The organism is Mesobacillus maritimus (assembly GCF_044803185.1).
Taxonomy (GTDB): Bacteria; Bacillota; Bacilli; order Bacillales; family Cytobacillaceae; genus Mesobacillus_B; species Mesobacillus_B maritimus_B.
The window spans coordinates 2,403,389-2,423,116 of record NZ_CP085225.1 but is presented as its reverse complement, the minus strand read 5'-3'; the positions used below and the strand labels follow the sequence as shown (position 1 = coordinate 2,423,116).

Below are 19,728 nucleotides of genomic sequence, written 5' to 3'. Positions count from 1 at the left end.
CACACATCCTAACTGTTTTCTGTCACAAGACCGTATGTATATTCCTTAAAAGAAAAGCAAAAGAGCTTTCGTTCCACACGTCCTTTTTCACTCGTGAATTTATACCAAGATTGACCGATATAAAAAGGATTTGAAATCATTCTCTCTATGATATTTGAGATTTCAAATTCGGCCTGCCCCCTCTCGATTTTATCCTTGACGGAGAGTGCAAGGACAAAATAGGTTTTATCCTTTTCTAGTTCGAGTAATTTTAGATGATAATTTCCATGATTTCTTTGATTGAAGACGTCTAAAACATGCTCGATGCTTTTTTCAACTTCTATATCATGTTTACTAGCTTCTGCCCAACTAGAAATAACAGGATCAAAAATGGACAATGTTAGGATAAAATGAGAGGCAAATTCGTGAGGCTCGAAGCCTTTTGCACTAAACTTTTCTTCTTCCTTGGGGATGACAATAAATTTTTTGTAGTCAGCAAAAAAGCAATTGCTCATTTTCGATACCTACCTTCTGCCTGGAGTTGAAAAAATACGTCAAATTTCGATTAATTGTTTATTCAACATGTACATCCTAAAACCCTGTTATTTTTTCAAATTTCTTCAATTTATTTATATCTATATAAAAAGAACTAGGATACCAATCCCTAGTTCTTAGTTGATCCAAATGTTAGGTTTATGACCATGACTTCTGCTTGACTACCGATTCTAAGCGGTGGACCCCATGTACCAAATCCTGAAGAAACAAGAGAGTGGAGGTTGCCTTTTTGTAGGTATCCCCAATCATTTTCAAATACCCTCCTTGTTATAAGATGAGCAGGAGCCATTTGTCCCCGATGAGTATGGCCCGATAAAAGCAGATCCACACCATTGTCTTCAGCAATATCTAAATCCTTTGGCTGGTGGTCCATCATGATTATTGGCTTTGAACGATCCAAATTCTTCACAAGCTCCTTCACCTCCTTCCGCTTCTCGTCAGTTAAGTCATTCCTCCCAACAATATAGAAATCATCATTAATTAACACCGATTCATCCATGACCATCTGAATTCCAGCTTTTTCAACCTCTTCAACCAAAATTTTTAGGTCATTACCGTAATAGTCATGATTTCCCGAAACAGCATAAACACCCAGTGGAGCCTTTAATTTTGCCATGGTTTTACCCATATCGTTCTCTAGGTACGGCTCAATATAGTCATCAATTAGATCACCAGGAATTAAGATGATGTCAGGTTGCACTTCATCCGCAATATCAACAAATCTCTGAAGGTGTTTTTCACCGACAATTTGGCCGAGATGGAAGTCTGACGCCATCATGATTTTGACAGCCTCTGTGTCTGTGTTTTTACTAATGTTTATATCATAAGTTCTAACAACTGGTGACCATGCATTATACAATCCAAAACCTAAAATAAGGATAAACATCCCGATAATCGTTGTGCCTATCCAAAAAACGCCTCTTCTTTTTAAAATAAAAACGAGGATATTCGCCAAAGGTAAAAGAATAAGGCTGTAACCTATTACAACAATCCAAAGATAACCAATTAGTTTAATTGGAAGGAATAAACTAAACTGACCAATAAACATTGAAAGCGAAAGAAATGCGATGATACCTATATATACCCATTTATTCAATCTTAGGCGTGTCGCTTTCAGCCACACCCAACCATTATAGCCAACATAATAACAAATGGCGGTGTAAATAAGGATAAATAGGAGTATGACAAATACAGCTACAAATGACATGTATGTTTACCTTTCTTTATTATTTTAAAATTATTATATCCTTTTTATTACGATTGAGGGACCAATAGGTTTCAAATTTAAATCCACCTTGTTATTCATTGTTCATTGGAAAACATTTTATAAATACAGCAATAAATAGAGGAAATCACAAAAAAATGCTACTCTCATTGAGTAGCATTTTGCGTGGCAGTTTTTCCTTCAAGTCTTCTGCGGAGTTCGATAAATTCTTCCTTCCCATGGATAAAGGTTAATCCTTTTTGGATAGATTCTGTTGCGTCCTCAATTAGGTTCGCTTTTAACTGTGCGTCGGCCAGTACATACCAATAAAACCAGGCATCCATTTCTTTTATTTTACTTTCATAGAAGTTTTTAATCTTGGGGTAATACTGACGGTAAAGTTCTTCGTCACTAACCAAATCTTTACTAGCCCATGTTAAAACATCGACAAGAAAGGCGTCACAGCAATATCTCTCCCATAACGCTAAACTAGTTTGGTTCTCCCCTTTTAACAGCTCCATTCTATGGAAGAAACGAGGCTTTATTATCCTTTTTAAGGTTCCTTCATCCCACCGGTAGACTTCAAGTTTGTTACCAGCAGAAGCTCCGATTCCCCATGCAATAACAAACTCTCCTACACCATCCCCTGTTATATCTTCAAACCCTGAATATTCGATATCAAACCCTTCACTTGTGGTTTCCCAAATTTTCTTCCACTGGTTCCCCTCTTTTTTTAGGAGCAAGGCATGCAGCTTACCTAGCCCATTTTCTAGACGATAGGTGACCATCATCTCCTGTTGATCATCTTGATCAAAATCATAAACCTGGATGGAACTTACCGACTCCGGTGTATTTGGTTTTATGAATTCAGCCTCGGGTGGTAGCAATTCCTTAACGGTTTCATAAAGAGGCTGTGATTCCAGTTCTGCCCCACTAATCGTGCCAGCTGACTGATTAAAAATTAATAGATATGTAATGAGTAACAATACAGTCTTTTTCAAATGAGTAACTCCCTTTATAGAAAAACTACTATAATGTATATTGCCCATCGGCATAAGGTTTTATTAAAAATATGAATTACTTTTCCTCTAAAGAACAAAAGCGCAACCGCCATGTTCAACAGCGTATGGCCTGGAGCGCTCCAACTGAGATAAAGGAAACACGAAGAGCCGAAGGCGCATTCGTGCTTGACGCAATCGTTGCGGCGATAAAAATCCAAAAACCGATTTTTCCTCGGAGAGCGAAGGACACTAGCCGCTAGGGCGCTGGAGCTGGATACCAAAAACGAGCACAATTATCCACACCCATAACCTTTTATAATTTCCTAAACGATTAAAAAGAGTGCATCTGATAATCAGGTGCACTCTTTCTCCTTATTCAAGATTTGAATAACCAACCCCACAGTAACTCCCCACCAAAGAAACACCTGTCTTATGCCGGATACTTTTCTGAGATTGCTAATTTTAGTTGCTTTCTTGCTCGGTGCAGTCGTGTTTTAACAGTTGTTGATTTCAACTGAAGTAAATTCGCTATTTCTGCTTCTTTCAATCCATATTGCATTTTTAAGACGATTACTTCTTGATATTCTTTCGATAAGTCATGTATGGATTGATTCAAATCATCCTTAAAGAGGTTGATTTCCACCTCTTCTTCAGTGCTCATGCCTACTTCAGCATGAAATTCAAGAAAATCCATATAAGTAAAATCAACTGGGACCCATTTTCTTCGTTTATCTGCACGAAGAAAGTCTATGGCTGTCCTGGTAGTAATAGCAGATAGCCAAGGTCCAATTTTCTCTATATTTTCAATGGTTTCGACTTTCTTATAGGCCTTAATAAAAGATTCCTGCACGACATCCTCTGCCGTATGCCAGTCCTTTGTAATTGAATACGCCGTCAGCGTTAATCTCTTGGAGAACAGGGCAAACAACGCCTCAAAATCAATCATCCCCAAGTCTCCTCCCTAAATTCTGGACGGTGACTAGGTACCATCCATTTATATCTAGTTAAAATAATTTTTAACAAATTCAGGTGCGTGTTCCTCATCTAAGTAAAGGATATCGCTCATATCGTTATAGTCATAGCGGAAGACAACCATGTATTTATGTGTTCTACCCCAACCTGCACTGTTTAAAAGTTCCCCTATTTGGTCTTTGTCGGTTATATTTAGGACATCAGATCTAGTTTCCATATCCTCTGCTATTTGCTCTGGAAAATGTATCGGAGATTCATCAGAATTATCATCCTCATTCCACTTAGCTATTAGAACCTTTGAAATGTCTTCAGGCATCACCATTGCCTGGTCTAGAAGCTCGTGAGTTTCTAACCACTTCATTAATCCCTTGTAAGTAGGTTTAAACTCGAGATGGACAAAATGATCTTTATCCACAAGGAGTTCTATAGTCGAACCTCTCCCACCAAAATAAGTTCTATCTTGGTAAGACTCCGCAAGTATGTCACCCTGAATGACTTCTATCAGCTCTTGTAACTCGGTTTGATTGGTAAAAGTAACTTGGCTTTTTCCTGGTGCATTTCCATGAATAGTAAGATGTTTAATCTGATTTACATCCAGGTGAAAAATTTCATTCGTTGCCCGCTTATATTCTTCGGAGTCGTAGATTTGTTTGTAAAAATCTTCATAAATTTTCTCGTGTACTTGATATTGGCGAATGACCGTATTCCCATTTTTTAATTCATAAAGAAAGAACGCTGGAATCATATAATGATTTTCTGTTAATTCAACAGGTATTTCTTTATCGTTAATGATTTGCTGATGAAGCTTTCGGACAGCCTCAATATTATCCTGTTCCTTTAATGGTTCAGGAACGAATACATGGTCAAATGATTCTTGATTCCTATAAACATACGAAGTGTCCACAAGTAAGACACTGTTGATTTCACTCTGTTCAGGTACCTTAGTTTCATAAAAACCTAGCATTTCGATTCCTAAAATTAGAACACCTACAATGAGGGCGTATATTGCTAGACCTTTGATGTGCCCAAACACGCGCCAGTTTTTTTGAAGCACCATTTCCCCGATGTAATACCCAAGAACCGCGCCAATCGAATAGCCGAATATGATCCAACCTAGGCTATAATTCTGAACTTCCCCAAAGTACATCCCACCGAGAAGCATGGTACAAAAGGTTACCCCGTATTTAAACATCGCTCGAAGTTTGGGAAAGGCAATCGCCTCAGACGCACTTTCTATTTTTCTTTTCATGTAAAGAAATAACGATAAGCCGTACAAAAGAATAGTAATGACAATATATAGAATGATATCCTCATTTTGAAGCGGTCTCCCATCTAGAACGCCTGCATAGGTCAGTGGTGACAAGGTATCAAGGTTTTTATTTAAAAAATAACTACTTGGAAAACCAAAAAGAAAATATCTTAAGTTTGATAAGGTTAACAAGGTAATGCCCACTGGAAAGATTAGCAGAATGTAAGTCAAAACTCCTTGTACGGCAGATATACCTGTCACCATCGCTACGAATGTACCTGCCATAAACAACAGCAAGTTTAGAACAACCATGGTGCCAACCCATTTTAAAATATCCATTAATCGAAAAAATTCACCTAAGTCAAGGGTGTTATGCACAAGAAAGATAATCAAAGCAATGAGCAGCACCGGTAAAATCAACGAAACCAATCCGCTCAAGGCATAGTGATGAAACATTTTCTCTCTTTTCATTGGGATACTGTGCATTAAGTCAGCTGACTGTTTTACTTGTAAAAAGCGAAAAAGAAAGACAGCCAAAAGAACTGGAATGATCATCAATAATCCAATTTGAATCTCAAAAGTAAAATCAAAAAGACTGTTTACTTGTGTGTAATGAATTCGATTACGTTCATCAGAATAACGCATAAACATAGCCAGTGGCAGGGTAAAAAAGAGACCAAGAAAATATAAAAGTGAAATCCAGCCTGTGCTCCTGACTATTTGCAGAATAAGCTCTTTATTCAACAATGATGTTTTCGATGGCATAGCCGATATCCCCCATTTCGTAAATAAATATTTCTTCTAGGGTGAGCGGCAGTAAGTCAAATATTACTGGATTACTTTTACAAATAAGTTCTGTAATCTCTTCTTCTCTCCCTCTAATGATACAGAGGAGGACACTTCCTCGTTTTTCAGTATGAAGTACGCTTAATTTGTTTAATAATTGCTTTGGCACTTCATTTTTATACGCAACCTGGACTTTATGGACATCTGATTTTAATTCATCCAGCTCTTTTTCAATCAAAATCTTCCCCTTATGAATGATGCCAATATGATCACAAATATCTTCCAATTCTCTTAAATTATGAGAAGAGATCAAGATAGTCATTTTCCTATCCGCTACATCCTGAATCAGAATATTTTTCACCTTTTTTCTAACAACTGGATCTAGTCCATCCATTGGTTCATCTAAGATTAAGATATCTGGCTTTGTAGAAAGAGCGAGAATAAACGCTGCCTGCCGTTGCCACCCTTTTGAAAATGTATGGATTTTTTTCTTAATGTCTAGTTCAAACCAAGCTACGAGCGTTTGAAACCTTTCCTCGTTCCAGGTCGGATAAATGCTTTTATAAAACTGGGCCATTTGTTTTGTATTATATTGAGGTAAAAAATATGGTTGATCCGGTATGTAGAACATGCGCTCTTTCAGACTCAAATTTTCATATACTGGTTCTCCATCGATGGTTACGCTACCTCGGTCTTGCAGATATATTCCTGCTAGGAGCTTAATCAACGTTGTTTTCCCTGCGCCATTGGAGCCAATCAGTCCATAGATTGAGCCTCTTTCAATCGATAAATCAACATTTTCAACTGCGTTTAACCGATTAAAAGCTTTACTGACATTTTTCATTTCAATCATTGCTTTCGCCTCCCCCTTTTGAAGCGTCTAATTTCTCAACTAACAGAATCAATTCCTCGGTTGACACCCCTAGATACAACGCTTCAAGGATCAACCGCTCCAACTCTGCTTTAACCGCTACAATCTTTTCAGTATCTCTCGTATGACTGCTCGGGTTCACGAAACTGCCTTTTCCTTTTTGCGAATAAATGAACCCCTGATTTTCAAGCTCCCTGTAGGCCTTTTGGATGGTATTCGGATTTACTGTTATTTGCTGTGCCAGTGTTCGGACGGATGGCAGCTGCTCATCCGGTTTGAGTACCTCATTAATGATTAGCTCTTTTAGTTTGTCGACAAGTTGTTCATAAATGGGTTTACGGCTCCTCGTATCAAGTTCAAACATACGGACCCCCAATCTGTACTAAGTGTATTAACCGTACTAAGTGTATTATCATTCTTAATACAGTTTGATTATAGCCATGATCTCATTAGCTGTAAAGGCTTTTTCGATATATTTTTTTAAGGCTCTTTTCTCAAACTTTGTTGCTCTTGGGTACAAAAAAGGTTGGATTAAGCTTTGTTCCACTACAAAGTAGCCTTTTTATTCTGGGAAAAGAGCTTGCAAAACTTCCTATAACGTACGAAAATAGCTTTTCTTGCGTTAAAATCGACTTTAGGTAGTAAAAATCGGTTTTAAGATTTTTACAATTTTAACAACAATCTTTACGAAAACAGCCTTTTTAAAAGACTTGGATTAATTCCTACACATGAAATAAAACTGCTGACTCATACTACAATAGAGGTGAATTAATTTTGAGATATCTTTGTATACTCGGACTCATTTTTTTAACTCTACCCATTCATGCTAACGCTTCTGAATCACTGTTGATTCTTCACGATCAAGAACCTTTTGTCAGGATAAACAAAGCCGATTTTTCCTTGCCAATTATAGGTTACCCATTTATCGATACCGATGAGTTTATTCATTTTACAGAGGAGTTGGACAAGCATGTTCGCCAACCTGCTATTAATGCGAAAATCGATGAAAGCGGCAAGATTATCCCTGAAAAAGCTGGTATCGAATTAAATAAAAATCGGTTTGAAGAGGAGTTTTATTCCTTTTTCCACAATCAAAATGTTTCGACGATTGAATTGCCAGTTCGTAGTATTTACCCTCGTGTTGATAGTGAATTACTTGCAAATATAAGAACAAAACCCATAGGTCATTATGTCACGTATTTTAATAGTAGGAATAAGGAACGATCTCATAATATACGCCTTGCTGCCGAAGCCATTGACAATCATGTTGTATTCCCAGGTGAAACTTTTTCATTTAATGAAACCGTAGGAATGCGCACAAAGGAGAAGGGATATTTACCTGCACCTATTATTGTTAGAGGTGAGCTATCTGAGGGAATTGGCGGTGGGATTTGTCAGGTGTCCTCCACCCTTTTTAATGCAGTGGATAGATCTGGATTACAAATCGTGAAACGGTATTCTCACAGTAAAAGAGTTCCCTATGTACCTCCTGGAAGGGATGCAACGGTTAGTTGGTATGGTCCCGACTTTTCATTTAAGAACCTATATAATCAACCGGTACTTATAAAGGCACAAGTAAGTGGCGGAATGATGGCAGTTATGATGTTTTCCTCCGACGATATCAATGTCAAACAACGACAAGTTCCTAGTATGGGCTTCTTTGAATAGGTGGTAGATTGTAAGCGGTATCCTAAAACATTAAGGATGCTATAAAAAAAGATCAAACCAAAGTAGGTTTGATCTTTTTTTGATAACGATGGTTATTGTATGATATTTTCCTCAAGGGAACGAACCTTCTTAGGTGACTTTCCTAAAAAGAACCAAGTAGCCACTAAGAGAAGGATGACCGCGACTATGGCAATTAGTGAACTACCGGTAAATCCTATAATAATAAATCCAACAGATGCAATTCCTGCGCTTAGCAAAGCATATGGTAGCTGTGTCATGACGTGATCAATATGGTTCGAACCTGCACCAGTTGATGATAGGATGGTTGTGTCTGAAATTGGGGAACAATGGTCCCCAAATACAGCGCCACCAAGCACAGCAGCCATAGCTGGAAGAATAAGCGTAATATCCGAAACAGCAGCAATTTCACCTGCTATTGGAAGCAAGATACCGAATGAGCCCCAGGATGTCCCAGTCGCAAAAGCCATAAATCCAGCTAGAATGAACAAGATAACAGGTAAATATGAGATATTTAAGTTTGCATTTTGAACGACTCCTGCTAGATAGGTACCCGTTTCAAGTCTTCCAATTAAATCACCAATCGACCAAGCAAATAGCAAGATGTAAACAGCCGGAAGCATGGACTTTAGTCCCGCTGCAACTCCGTTACCTAAAACATTCGCTTCAACTCCACGTAATACTAGAGCCTGACGTGCAAACATCAGCATGGAAACCACAAAACCAGAAAGACCACCTAAAATCAATGATAATGTTACATCCGTATTTTCAAAAATTTTTAAAATGGTAGTTTCTCCTTCAGTAGCTTGTGCACCTGTCCATAACATGGCACCAACTGTTGCTACAAAAAGAGCTAGAATTGGCCATATCAAGTCACCGATTGTTCCTGTACGACTTGTTGGCAAATCTTCTTTTAACTCTCCAGGGACTGGCTTTTCTGGATCATACACCTGTCCTTCATTTAACGCTCTATCTTCATGACTCCTCATAGAGCCAAGATTAACGTTTTTAAGCACGGTAATAAACACTAAACCTAGTGCAGCCCAAACATAAAAGTTCATCGGTACCATTTGCATAAAAGCAGAGAATGCACTGTATTCCGTTACACCGTGTGACGCAAGGATTGTACCAATCAAAACAATAATGGTTGCTCCCCAGCTTGATACCGGTGAAACTACACAAATTGGTGCAGAGGTTGAGTCAATAATGTACGCTAGCTTTGCTCTAGAAACCTTTTGTCTATCAGTTATTGGTCGAGTTACTTGCCCAACAGCTAAAGCATTGAAATAATCATCAATAAAGATAATAATCCCAAGGATAGCTCCTACTAGTTGAGCACCAGTACGAGTTTTCACTCGTTTCATCGCCCAATCTCCAAAAGCCCTGCTCCCACCTGAAATAGAAATAAACGCCGTGATGATTCCGAGCAAAAGTAAGAATAAAATGATGTAGACGCTAGAAGTGTTTAACGCCCCATCTGAGATGAAAATTCCCTTTACAGCATCCAAAATGATTGCTATGGTCTCACCAATGTTAAAGTCTGCAAGCAAAAAAGCTGCCGCAATAATTCCAAAGCCTAACGATAAAAGCACTCGCCTTGTGATAACCACCATTAAGATCGCCAACAGCGGCGGCAGTACAGAAAAAATTGTGTTTTCCATTCCTTTGTCCTCCTCCTATTTTTTGAAGGGGGGAACTTACCATGAAAGAGAAATATTAGATTTGTCTATAGTGCTCTCTTGAATATAAAAAAGAGCAACGATAGAGAAAAATCTATCGTTGCTCTTGATAAGCAACTAGTTTCTCCATCACGACCTGTAGCTCCTCATTATGGAGGTTTCCCCCATAATGACAGTGTTACTCTTATTCAAAGTAACCCCAGCCTTTCAACCTTTGACTAGTTGAATGACTTCGGCAGTATTTCCTTTCAACTGTGGTCATTGTTGTCATCCTCACACAGCTTACTCTTAAATCCCGCGCCTCTACCCCATCGGAATGATAAGGTTAATATTTAATTTTCTATACTAATATATCAATTCCATGTCTATTTGACAACATAAAATTCATTAGAATTTAAATATATTTGTTTATATACCCCATCAAGTTCTATTCCTTTAATCCGTGAAATTTCCGCTATTGTATGATGAATCATTCTCGGTCTGGTTTGCTGCTCAACAAAAGGACCTTTAAACGGCCATGGACCGTCCGTTTCGACCATCATTAGGTTTAAAGGATACTCTTGAACTAGTTCACGAATTTCACCTTCATAGAGCAAATCTGGCGTAACAGAAATATGGTATTTATTCGTTTTTAGTCTTTCGACCGTTTTTTTATCTCCCTTAAACCAATGAAAATGTGCCTTCTTGACTGTATGTTTTTCCAGTAAATCACATACAATATGGGCATCATCATAGACCGCATGTAAGGCGATAGGCTTATCTAAGCGTACAGCTAGTTTAATGAAGGATTCTAAGACTTCAATATATTGGGCATACGACTGCGCCAGTTTATTCTTCTCTCGAAGATAATATGGAAGTCCTACTTCGCCAATTGCTATAGACTCATCTTTCGTTTCCTGTATCCACGAAAACAGTTGTGCAAGCTTCTCATCTGACGGGAGCTCTTGTTCGGGATGCCAACCAAAAGCGGGACGGATTGTTGGGTGAATTTTAGCTAAAGAATAATTTCTTTTACAAGATTCCAAGTTCATGGAAACAGAAACAAGAGCATCAACTTCAGATAAAATTTCGCTAATTTCTTCATCTTTATATTTATCTAAATGAATATGGGTATCCATAATCTTTCGCATACGCTATTCTTCCTCCAATCGAATGAACTATATGTCCATTATAATTATACTTTACATAGTTTTTCTTAATCCCCCATTTATGAAGGAAGTGTATTATGACCAAAAAGAAATCACCTGTAGTGTTGCGTATTAATATTCTTTTCTTTTTCGTATTTATCCTCTTTTCTCTGCTGATTTTAAGACTTGGAATTGTTCAAATCGTCCATGGTGAGGATTATAAACGTGAAATAAATCGAAAAGATGATTATACCGTAAATAATCCCGTTCCCCGTGGGCGGATGTTAGACCGTAACCTGCAAATTATCGTTGATAACGAAGCTAAAAAAGCCATTACCTATACAAATGAAGGACATAGCCAAAAGGACAAACTCGAGATTGCAAAGAAACTTGCAAAGTTAATTGATAAAAAAACGGATCGCATTCGGGAAAGAGATAAAAAGGACTTTTGGATATTAAAATACCCCGAACAAGCTGACAAACTGATTACCGCAGAGGAAAGAAAAAAGTTCAACCAAAAGAAACTTAGTTCTAATCAATTATATAAATTAAAATTAGCTAGAATAACACAAGAAAAATTGAATGAACTAACAGAAGAAGATTTGGAAGTATTAGCAATCTTTCGTTTATTAAACCTGGGGCATAAATTTTCTCCTCAAATTGTAAAAAATAGTGAAGTGAGTCGGGAGGAATTTGCGGTTGTTAGCGAACATCTAGACAGCCTTCCAGGAGTCAACACAACAATTGACTGGGAACGTTCCTACCAATTTGACCAAACTCTCAAGTCCGTGTTGGGTGCTGTAAGTACTTCAGAAGAAGGACTACCTGCAGATCATCTTGATGACTTCTTATCGAGAGGGTATTCCAGAAATGACCGTGTGGGTAAAAGTTATTTAGAAAGTCAATACGAAGATGTCCTTCATGGAAGAGAACAAAAAGTTATTCACATAACTGATAAAAAAGGCCATTTGCTTGACACTAGGGTGAAAACAAATGGGGACCGTGGGAAAGATCTAATTCTATCTATTGATATCGATTTACAAAAAAAAATTGATAAAATTATCGAGGAAGAATTAATAGTTGCTAAAAAGAACCCAGGGACAAAACTTCTTGACCGAGCCTATGTAGTATTAATGGACCCGTTTTCGGGTGAAATCTTAAGTATGTCTGGAAAAAGACTTGTTCAAAACACTAAAACGGGCAATTCTGAAATGGTCGATGACGCTCTAGGTAATATTACAACCACCTATAGCGTTGGATCGGTTGTGAAAGGAGCTACTGTTCTAACTGGCTTTAAAGCAGGGGTAATAAAACCGAATACATACTTTGACGATAAGGGAATTAAAATTAAAGCGACCCCCTTAAAAGCCTCCTATGCTTATCTCGGAGTACTTAATGAAGTGGACGCTTTAAAAAAATCATCAAATGTTTATATGTTCAAAACAGCGATTAGAATTGGCAAAGGTCAATATCAATACAATAAGCCTTTAAATCTTAATCCAAATGCTTTTGATATTATTCGAAACTCATTTGCTTCCTTCGGACTGGGAGTAAGAACGGGCATTGACCTCCCAAATGAACAATCAGGCTATAAAGGTGGAAGTAGGCTACCCGGATACGCATTAGACCTTGTTATCGGTCAGTATGATACCTATTCCACGATGCAGTTGGCACAATATGTATCTGCTATTGCAAATGGTGGCTATCGGATGCAACCAAGGATTGTAAAAGAGGTTCTTGAACCCAAAATTTCGCCCAATGAAATTGGACCTGTATACAACGAGCTTGAGCCGGTTGTGTTAAACACGATTGATGTAAAAAAGGAATGGCTTGACCGTGTCCAACTCGGTTTCAAAAAGGCCCTGACTGAATACGGTGGAACAGGAGTGAACTTCTTCGGAGATGCCCCCTACTCACCAGCAGGGAAAACCGGGACAGCCGAGGCGTTTTATGACGGACCCTTGAGAAACAACTTTGGAAAAATTCCCCCTGAGGTTTTAAATTTGAGCCTTGTTGCTTATGCCCCCTATCATCAACCTGAGGTTGCCATGGCTGTGATGGTTCCTTGGGCGTTCCAAGGAAAGGAGGACCACAAGGCAAATCTTAAAATTGGACGTAGAGTGTTGGATGCGTATTTTAAACTTAAACAGGATAGAAACACATGAAACGTTTTTATTGCAGCCAAGTTAACTCAGGTAATGCAGGTTATATAATCATTCTAGGGACAAGATACTTAGGTTTCTGAGCGGTCTCCAAACTAACGGTCACTCCATTTTTCTGTTATAGTATGCTATGAGATAACAGGAAAGGAATTAAACCGAACAATGAAATGTTTTTCAATCGACTTAGATGGAACACTACTAAATTCTAACCATGAAATTTCTTCTGAAAATGCGAGAATCCTAAATGAGCTTCAGGAGCAAGGGCATTGTCTGATATTAAACACAGGTAGGGCCTACGCAGATGTAAAAAAAATCGAGGCTATCCGGGCGATGAAGCTTCCAATATTTTGTGTAAATGGATCTGTTATATACTCCGAAACAGGTGAAATGTTATATGAAGCAACCATTCCCCTCCCTATATATAAAGACTTATTTCCAGTTTTAAAGGAAATGGGAGTAGGAATCCTTGTTTATACAAATGAAGGCGGGCTTCCTTCCACATTGCCGCCACTGCATCATAAAACTAGAGCAGAGCTTGATAACCTATTTAATGAGTTTGATTACGATGCCATTCTAACCAAGGATAACTTAAAAATTTACAAACTCATTGCCTTAGTCCACCATGACCAACTAGCAAAAATTGAGGTAGTAAAGAAGGCATTGATTGGCAAGTTCGACCTTACGATGGCTTCTTCATTTCCTAATAACGTGGAAATCACTTCTGGTGAAGCACACAAAGGAAAGGCGCTATTACGTTACCAACAAATGATGCAGATAAAATTTGATGAAATCATCGCTTTTGGTGACGGTGGAAATGACCTTGGGCAGTTTGAGGTTGCCGACATCGCTGTGGCAATGGGCAATGCCCCTCTCCACATCCAACAAGAAGCAGATATCGTTACAAAGACAAATGATGAAGATGGATTCGCTTACGCCGTTCGTCATCTTTTAAATGACTAATAAAAGGAGCTAGGGTAACCAATCCCCTAGCTCCTTTTCCTATGTGGTTGGAAATTATAACCCATGCATTTCGCCTTCAGCTTCATGCCAAGGGACGTTGTAAGCTTGCCCCTTGGAACAAAAGATCGAAGATGATGTATATTTTGGATCGGCATTTTTATTATAGGCGATTTTTTCAATGATTTCCCTTTGGTTATGACACCGCTCATAGCCTGCAAATATGAGGCTAACTAAACCTTTTCCATGCGTAAATGCTGCCAATTTTCCTGGGTAGTTCATAAATGTAGCGACAGGAACGGTTCCGGTAATGATAGCTTTATCAGCTATTGTTTTAGGTGGATTGAAGCTTCCATATGCTGTTTGTATATCCGCTAAGACCCGCCCCATATGATCAAGATCTACTTTAATTTTATATTGATACACTGGTTCAAGTAGGAAGTTCTCTGCCTTTTCAAGCCCCTGCCTTAGGGCACGGTAAGTGGCTTCTCTAAAGTCGCCACCCGCAGTATGTTTATTATGAGCTCTACCGGTGAGCAAGGTAACCTTCACATCTGTTAATGGTGATCCTGTTAATAGGCCATGGTGTTCCTGTTCAAATAAGTGATGCTGAATTAGATTTTGATTTCCAACACTTAGGTCGTCAGCGTGACATTGATTTTCAAAAATAATCCCACGATTTTGTTCAATTGGTTGTATTCGAAGATGGACCTCTGCATAATGGCCTAACGGCTCAAAATGCCCATACCCATTCACCGTTGATTGGATGGTCTCTTTATACATTATTTCTGGTTCCGCAAATGAGACTTTCAATCCAAAGCGCTCCATGACCAATTGTTCTAAAATTTCTAACTGAATGGCCCCCATAACATGAAGATGAATCTCTTGTAAATTCTCTTCCCAAAGCACATTTAACGCAGGGTCCTCCGCCTCTAGAGTCCGAAAATACATCAAAGCTTCTTTACTATTGATTCCTTGTTCAAACATCACTTTGGATTTTAGAGTGGGAATCATTTCATAAATTGACTTTTCATGAACCACTCCTAGCCCATCTCCCACAGTAGCATTCGTTAAACCTACCACTGCAAAAAGCTGTCCAGCTTCGACAGAATCAACTGTTTTATACTTTCTGCCACTATATATGCGTATTTGAGTTACCTTTTCGGTATTAGGATCACCTGGAGACCCATAGCTAATTTCATCCCGTACCTTTAACGTACCTTTTATGGCTTTGATAAAGGTAATTCTCATTCCATTGTCATCATGGCGTATTTTATATACACGGCCTCCAAAGGAGCTTTCGTTTTCGTAATCAGTAACCGTTAGCTGTTCCAGGTTTTCTAAAAAGCTTGCAATCCCTTTATCTTGAAGAGCCAAGCCGCTAGAACATGGAAAGAGTTGATTCTCCTTAACCATCTTCTGCATCGCTTTAAACCAGCGTTCTTTTTCATATCCATTTTCCATATAAAAATCCAAAAGATCTTCATTCCGTTCGGCAACGAATTCAACTAACTCCTCATTTAAATCCTCATTTAACAATGGAGTACTTAGCTCACATACATCATTTGATAAATTTAGTTTGATTTCTTCAATTACTCTCTTAACATCTGCCCCAACTCGGTCCGTTTTATTAATAAAGAAAAAGGTCGGCACTTGATGCTTCCTTAAAAGCTCCCAAACTGTCTCTGAATGACCTTCAATTCCTTCGACAGCACTAATGATGACAATCGCATAATCCATCACCTGAATCGCCCGTTCCATCTCTGGTGAAAAATCGATGTGTCCAGGCGTATCGATTAAATAATAAGTTGAATCATTATATGTAAACATTCCTTGGTCAGCAAAAACTGTAATCCCACGCTGTCTCTCAATCTTATGACTATCAAGAAATGCATCCTGATGATCGACACGTCCCCTTTGCTTAATACTATTTGTATGGTAAAGAAGCTGCTCAGAAAAGGTTGTTTTTCCTGCATCAACATGCGCCAATACGCCAATCGTTTTATTCATTTCTGTCCCTCAATCCGCTCAATATCTTTTTCTTTACTAATTATACCAAACAGAAAGCTACTAGCGGTTTGTGTTCGGGCTTGCTCCCTATATATGAGTCTTCGATTCTTTATGTAGTATTAGCTACCAACCCTTTAAAACAGGAGCATCTAAATACTCTTTGACTATTTTATCTGTACAGATATCCAAACTTTCATAGCCAGTGTTCACTTCAATATCATAGACTTCATTTTGTTGATGAACATATTTAAGTTGTTTTCTAGATAGTCCTAGAGTTCGATCTCCTCGTGCTTTTTCTCTTTTTTCTAGCTCATGGATAGGACAATGTACCCCTACAAAGTAGACAGGATAGCCCTCGAGAGTATTCAAGCAATCTTTTAAAGTATCATCATTATGTAGAATTTGATCCACCACCAGGTTAATTCCAGAATTAGAAAACATCTTAATTGTACAGTGAAAATAATAGTCTGTCGGGACTGGAATTAACCTTTGCTTTTCCCGGTCCTCCATACGCTCAATCACTACATCAAAATCATCAATACTATAATGAAAGTGATCAGGTAGCCTTTTCACTAATGCTTTTGCTAAAGAAGATTTTCCTGAGCTAGATACTCCATTTAATAAAATAATCTTTCCCCTTTCCATTTCTTCGGCCCTCCATATTTCCATATAATACAAGTAGAATACGGTAAGGTGACTTCGAAGGCAATAAAATATTATAAAAATACCTCAATGAGGTAGGGAGGCAGGTTCTAAACCATCCCAACCTCATTGAGGTTTTAGTCTAGTAAAAGCTTTGTTGAACTCTTCTAATAAAAACAATCGAGAGGATACCAATGATTGCAATATATAATTCAATCACCCATAAGGTTTCGATGTAGCCTGTTTGATAAAAAACAGCTGGGAAGTCAATCACGGCATGAATGAGAATCGCATATATAACATAGGAAAATCTCTTTTTTACTACAGCTAATAACACCAATAGACTAAAAGCAATTTGCATCCATACGGCAAAGAAACGTTCCGGGATGCCCCATAGAGCAGCTCCTACCCCTTGGTCGATCAATAAATCTTTTACAGCTGCTATTTGTTCAGGTGGAAGCTGCCCAGCCATCATCGCATCAAACGTACCCGCATTTATCAAGGTTGCGAAAAGGATATTTGGAAGTGTCATAGTCAGAGCAATGACAATTGCTTCAATTCCTCCCCAACCAACACCAAAGGAGATACCACCCTTATAATCAAGGTGTTTTTTCAATAGCCATGTAAACAAGATGAAGCGACCTAATTCTTCAAATAGACCAGCAGCCATTCCACCATAAAGCCCAAATAACCATGGGTGCTCCGCATAGTTTGGATAATTTGTAATGACCACAACATGTAAGATTTTCTCGAGAATCTGAGTGAATACAATAAAACCGATACTTCCAATGATGATGGGCTTTACAGTGATGCCAATCGTCTTTCTAAAATATAAAATAAATGCAGGAAATAACAAAATGGCGAAAATCACAAACCCTATCATAGAACCGATCATTGCATTGCTTACCATGTTAGATTCCTCTCCCTTATAACTCCGTTTTCATTAAAAAATACTATCCTTATCATATGGCGGCACCCTTTTGTTTTTCTATTGGCTACCAGCTACCATTCTAGCTTTCTTGTTCTTACCTAGGGCACATATAGCACAAACGCTAGTAACCGTCTTTACCTCCTTAACTTTATTGTTTTCTGTTGTGATAATCGTCGATAATGTTATTTTGCGCCTTGTTGGGCTGTCTCATTTTCACCTAATTTCATGACTCCTTGTTGCAAGGTCTGGATAAATTCAATATATTCCTCATCTAAAGCATAAAATGACACTTTCCAACTACTTTAAGAATATCTGCACATAATAACTTGTTTAAATGGATAAAAAAAGGAATGATTCATATCACCATGAAAGGGTTTTTACCTTTTTAATAGAATTAGGATATATAATTAGAGAACCTAATTTAAGAGGTGCTGTTATGTCTATTAGTTTATATCAATTACATATTAAAACGAATCAACCAAATGATGTAAAGTCCTTTTTATTGGATTGGCTCGAGGAGAAAACTGGAGAAAAACCTTCTATATACGAGAACCAAAGCTCTGCCTTTGCTTTCTTTAAAAACGAAACTCCGTCCATTTTTGCCCTTAGTATACTTCATGAAAATTGGGTCACAATTCTTCACGATTCATATGAGCAACTACTCGACCTAGCAAATCGTCTTTCATTCGCAGTTCGGAGTACCGTTCTCAATGTCATGGCTCAAAGCACTGTAGATACCTATTATTTAAGCGTTCATCAAGAAGGAAAACTTGTACGAAAAATTTATTTCGGCGAAGATGTATTAGAGATAGAACAAGAAGGAAAACCTTTTCCATTTGAAAAATTACCTACCGGAACAAATATTAAGACTGGAAAGGAGCCCTTCTATAGTTTTGATTATGATGACATGCATGAATTCTGTCTTCACTTTCACGTTGACATTTTGAAAGACCCTACTGACATGGATGGACATTGGACTGTAATCAAACAAAATAACTCAAGCTCATCTGTAACGAAGAAGGACTCCTTATTCCGTTCAATTATTGATGGTTTCTTGAAGAAAAAAAATAAATGATAATATAAAGAAACCTCTGTTACTAAAATAGCGGTTTCTCTTTAACGGTGTAAAACAATAAGCGGAGATTTTCCGGTTATATACAGAGATATGAGCAGGGCAAATTCCAATATGGTTGCCCTGCTTTTTATTTCGTGAATCGCTATGCTTTTTGCTTTTGGCACCTCAAAGAGAACCAGTTAGTTACTAAAAATAGGTTTCTTCAAATGGAATCCAACAAAATCGTGTCATTTTTTCCGTACGACAGCTTGAATGACATGCCCCATGCCTGTATGTAAGATCCCTTCTTCTCTTTCCTGTTCACCATAAAAGAAATGCGGGATCTCGTGTTCTTTTATCCAACCTAAAATGTCCTTAGGATTATAAAGCATATCTTCATTTCTTGGACCCCCTGTTTGGTACCTTAGCTGTTCTTCTGAATATACTTCAAATAAAATAACGCCATTTGGTTTTACTACTGAAACCAATTTATCAAACACTACTTTTTGGTTTTCCTTAGGAAAATGACCAAAGACCATAATGGCACCGTCGTATTTTTCGGAAGGGACTGAGTCATGGATTAAATCCTTTTGCTCCGTTTCCACCGTTACATTAAAACGCTTTGCCAACTGCTCGGTTTTCTTTAAGCCATTTACAGAATAGTCCCATGAGGTTACGTGATGTCCTTGTCTTGCAAGAAATACGGCATTCCTTCCCTCACCTTCCGCAAACGCGACAATATTCTTTTTCCCTTCTAACGACACTGCTTTGGTCTCTATAAAAGCATTGGGTCTTTCCCCATATACAAAAGCCTCTGAATTAAATCGTTCGTCCCAATGGTTTTGCATCCTATCACTCTCCGT

General features: G+C 38.1%; 17 protein-coding genes and 1 riboswitch. Of the genes, 4 read left to right on the top strand and 13 right to left on the bottom strand.

Annotated features, from left to right (window positions below; translation table 11 throughout):
• Positions 1 to 8: 8 nt before the first annotated feature.
• The 7 genes from LG336_RS11610 to LG336_RS11580 form a co-directional block, all read right to left on the bottom strand.
• On the bottom strand, positions 9 to 494 hold the full coding sequence (locus LG336_RS11610; RefSeq protein WP_404332683.1) for a hypothetical protein: 486 nt from the start codon (positions 492 to 494) through the stop codon (positions 9 to 11).
• Between the two features lie 149 nt (positions 495 to 643).
• Entirely contained in the window at positions 644 to 1,741 is a 1,098-nt protein-coding gene (locus tag LG336_RS11605; protein ID WP_404332682.1) for a metallophosphoesterase, read from the bottom strand.
• A 164-nt stretch (positions 1,742 to 1,905) separates the two neighbouring features.
• Positions 1,906 to 2,739 carry a hypothetical protein gene (locus tag LG336_RS11600; RefSeq protein ID WP_404332681.1) on the bottom strand — a complete coding sequence of 278 codons (834 nt, stop codon included), beginning with the start codon at positions 2,737 to 2,739 and terminating at the stop codon, positions 1,906 to 1,908.
• 430 nt (positions 2,740 to 3,169) lie between these two features.
• Positions 3,170 to 3,685, bottom strand: coding sequence for an RNA polymerase sigma factor (locus LG336_RS11595; RefSeq protein WP_404332680.1), 516 nt, complete (start codon positions 3,683 to 3,685; stop codon positions 3,170 to 3,172).
• A gap of 54 nt (positions 3,686 to 3,739) precedes the next feature.
• A complete protein-coding gene (locus LG336_RS11590; RefSeq protein WP_404332679.1) occupies positions 3,740 to 5,725 on the bottom strand; it encodes a DUF6449 domain-containing protein in 1,986 nt (661 codons plus the stop codon).
• The gene (locus LG336_RS11585; RefSeq protein ID WP_404332678.1) at positions 5,697 to 6,599 is read right to left on the bottom strand and encodes an ABC transporter ATP-binding protein; all 903 of its coding nucleotides are present in this window, start codon (positions 6,597 to 6,599) and stop codon (positions 5,697 to 5,699) included. Before LG336_RS11585 ends, LG336_RS11590 begins: the two co-directional genes overlap by 29 nt.
• Positions 6,592 to 6,981, bottom strand: coding sequence for a GntR family transcriptional regulator (locus LG336_RS11580; RefSeq protein ID WP_404332677.1), 390 nt, complete (start codon positions 6,979 to 6,981; stop codon positions 6,592 to 6,594). Before LG336_RS11580 ends, LG336_RS11585 begins: the two co-directional genes overlap by 8 nt.
• 410 nt (positions 6,982 to 7,391) lie before the next feature.
• On the opposite strand from LG336_RS11580, the gene LG336_RS11575 reads away from it, so the two are divergent.
• Positions 7,392 to 8,285, top strand: coding sequence for a VanW family protein (locus tag LG336_RS11575; RefSeq protein ID WP_404332676.1), 894 nt, complete (start codon positions 7,392 to 7,394; stop codon positions 8,283 to 8,285).
• A gap of 92 nt (positions 8,286 to 8,377) precedes the next feature.
• On the opposite strand, the gene LG336_RS11570 is transcribed toward LG336_RS11575, so the two are convergent.
• Entirely contained in the window at positions 8,378 to 9,964 is a 1,587-nt protein-coding gene (locus LG336_RS11570) for a Na+/H+ antiporter NhaC family protein (protein ID WP_404332675.1), read from the bottom strand.
• Between the two features lie 149 nt (positions 9,965 to 10,113).
• Positions 10,114 to 10,296: riboswitch (Lysine riboswitch) on the bottom strand.
• A gap of 51 nt (positions 10,297 to 10,347) precedes the next feature.
• Positions 10,348 to 11,112: a TatD family hydrolase gene (locus tag LG336_RS11565; RefSeq protein ID WP_404332674.1), complete on the bottom strand. Its 765-nt coding sequence runs from the start codon at positions 11,110 to 11,112 to the stop codon at positions 10,348 to 10,350.
• Between the two features lie 95 nt (positions 11,113 to 11,207).
• Between LG336_RS11565 and LG336_RS11560 the strand changes: the two genes are divergently transcribed.
• Both LG336_RS11560 and LG336_RS11555 read left to right on the top strand, forming a co-directional pair.
• Positions 11,208 to 13,274: a peptidoglycan D,D-transpeptidase FtsI family protein gene (locus tag LG336_RS11560; RefSeq protein WP_404332673.1), complete on the top strand. Its 2,067-nt coding sequence runs from the start codon at positions 11,208 to 11,210 to the stop codon at positions 13,272 to 13,274.
• A 159-nt stretch (positions 13,275 to 13,433) separates the two neighbouring features.
• A complete protein-coding gene (locus LG336_RS11555; protein WP_404332672.1) occupies positions 13,434 to 14,231 on the top strand; it encodes an HAD family hydrolase in 798 nt (265 codons plus the stop codon).
• Between the two features lie 54 nt (positions 14,232 to 14,285).
• Here the strand turns inward: LG336_RS11555 and LG336_RS11550 are convergent, their stop codons facing one another.
• From LG336_RS11550 to LG336_RS11540, 3 genes are all read right to left on the bottom strand, one after another.
• Complete coding sequence (locus LG336_RS11550; RefSeq protein ID WP_404332671.1) at positions 14,286 to 16,238, bottom strand: GTP-binding protein; 1,953 nt, start codon at positions 16,236 to 16,238, stop codon at positions 14,286 to 14,288.
• A 123-nt stretch (positions 16,239 to 16,361) separates the two neighbouring features.
• Complete coding sequence (locus LG336_RS11545; protein ID WP_404332670.1) at positions 16,362 to 16,883, bottom strand: chloramphenicol phosphotransferase CPT family protein; 522 nt, start codon at positions 16,881 to 16,883, stop codon at positions 16,362 to 16,364.
• Between the two features lie 139 nt (positions 16,884 to 17,022).
• Positions 17,023 to 17,790: a YhfC family intramembrane metalloprotease gene (locus LG336_RS11540; RefSeq protein ID WP_404332669.1), complete on the bottom strand. Its 768-nt coding sequence runs from the start codon at positions 17,788 to 17,790 to the stop codon at positions 17,023 to 17,025.
• Between the two features lie 457 nt (positions 17,791 to 18,247).
• Here LG336_RS11540 and LG336_RS11535 point away from each other — a divergent pair, with 457 nt between their 5' ends.
• Positions 18,248 to 18,886: a hypothetical protein gene (locus LG336_RS11535; protein ID WP_404332668.1), complete on the top strand. Its 639-nt coding sequence runs from the start codon at positions 18,248 to 18,250 to the stop codon at positions 18,884 to 18,886.
• 227 nt (positions 18,887 to 19,113) lie between these two features.
• Here LG336_RS11535 and LG336_RS11530 read toward each other — a convergent pair whose 3' ends face one another.
• Positions 19,114 to 19,713 carry a class I SAM-dependent methyltransferase gene (locus tag LG336_RS11530; RefSeq protein WP_404332667.1) on the bottom strand — a complete coding sequence of 200 codons (600 nt, stop codon included), beginning with the start codon at positions 19,711 to 19,713 and terminating at the stop codon, positions 19,114 to 19,116.
• Between the last annotated feature and the right edge of the window lie 15 nt (positions 19,714 to 19,728).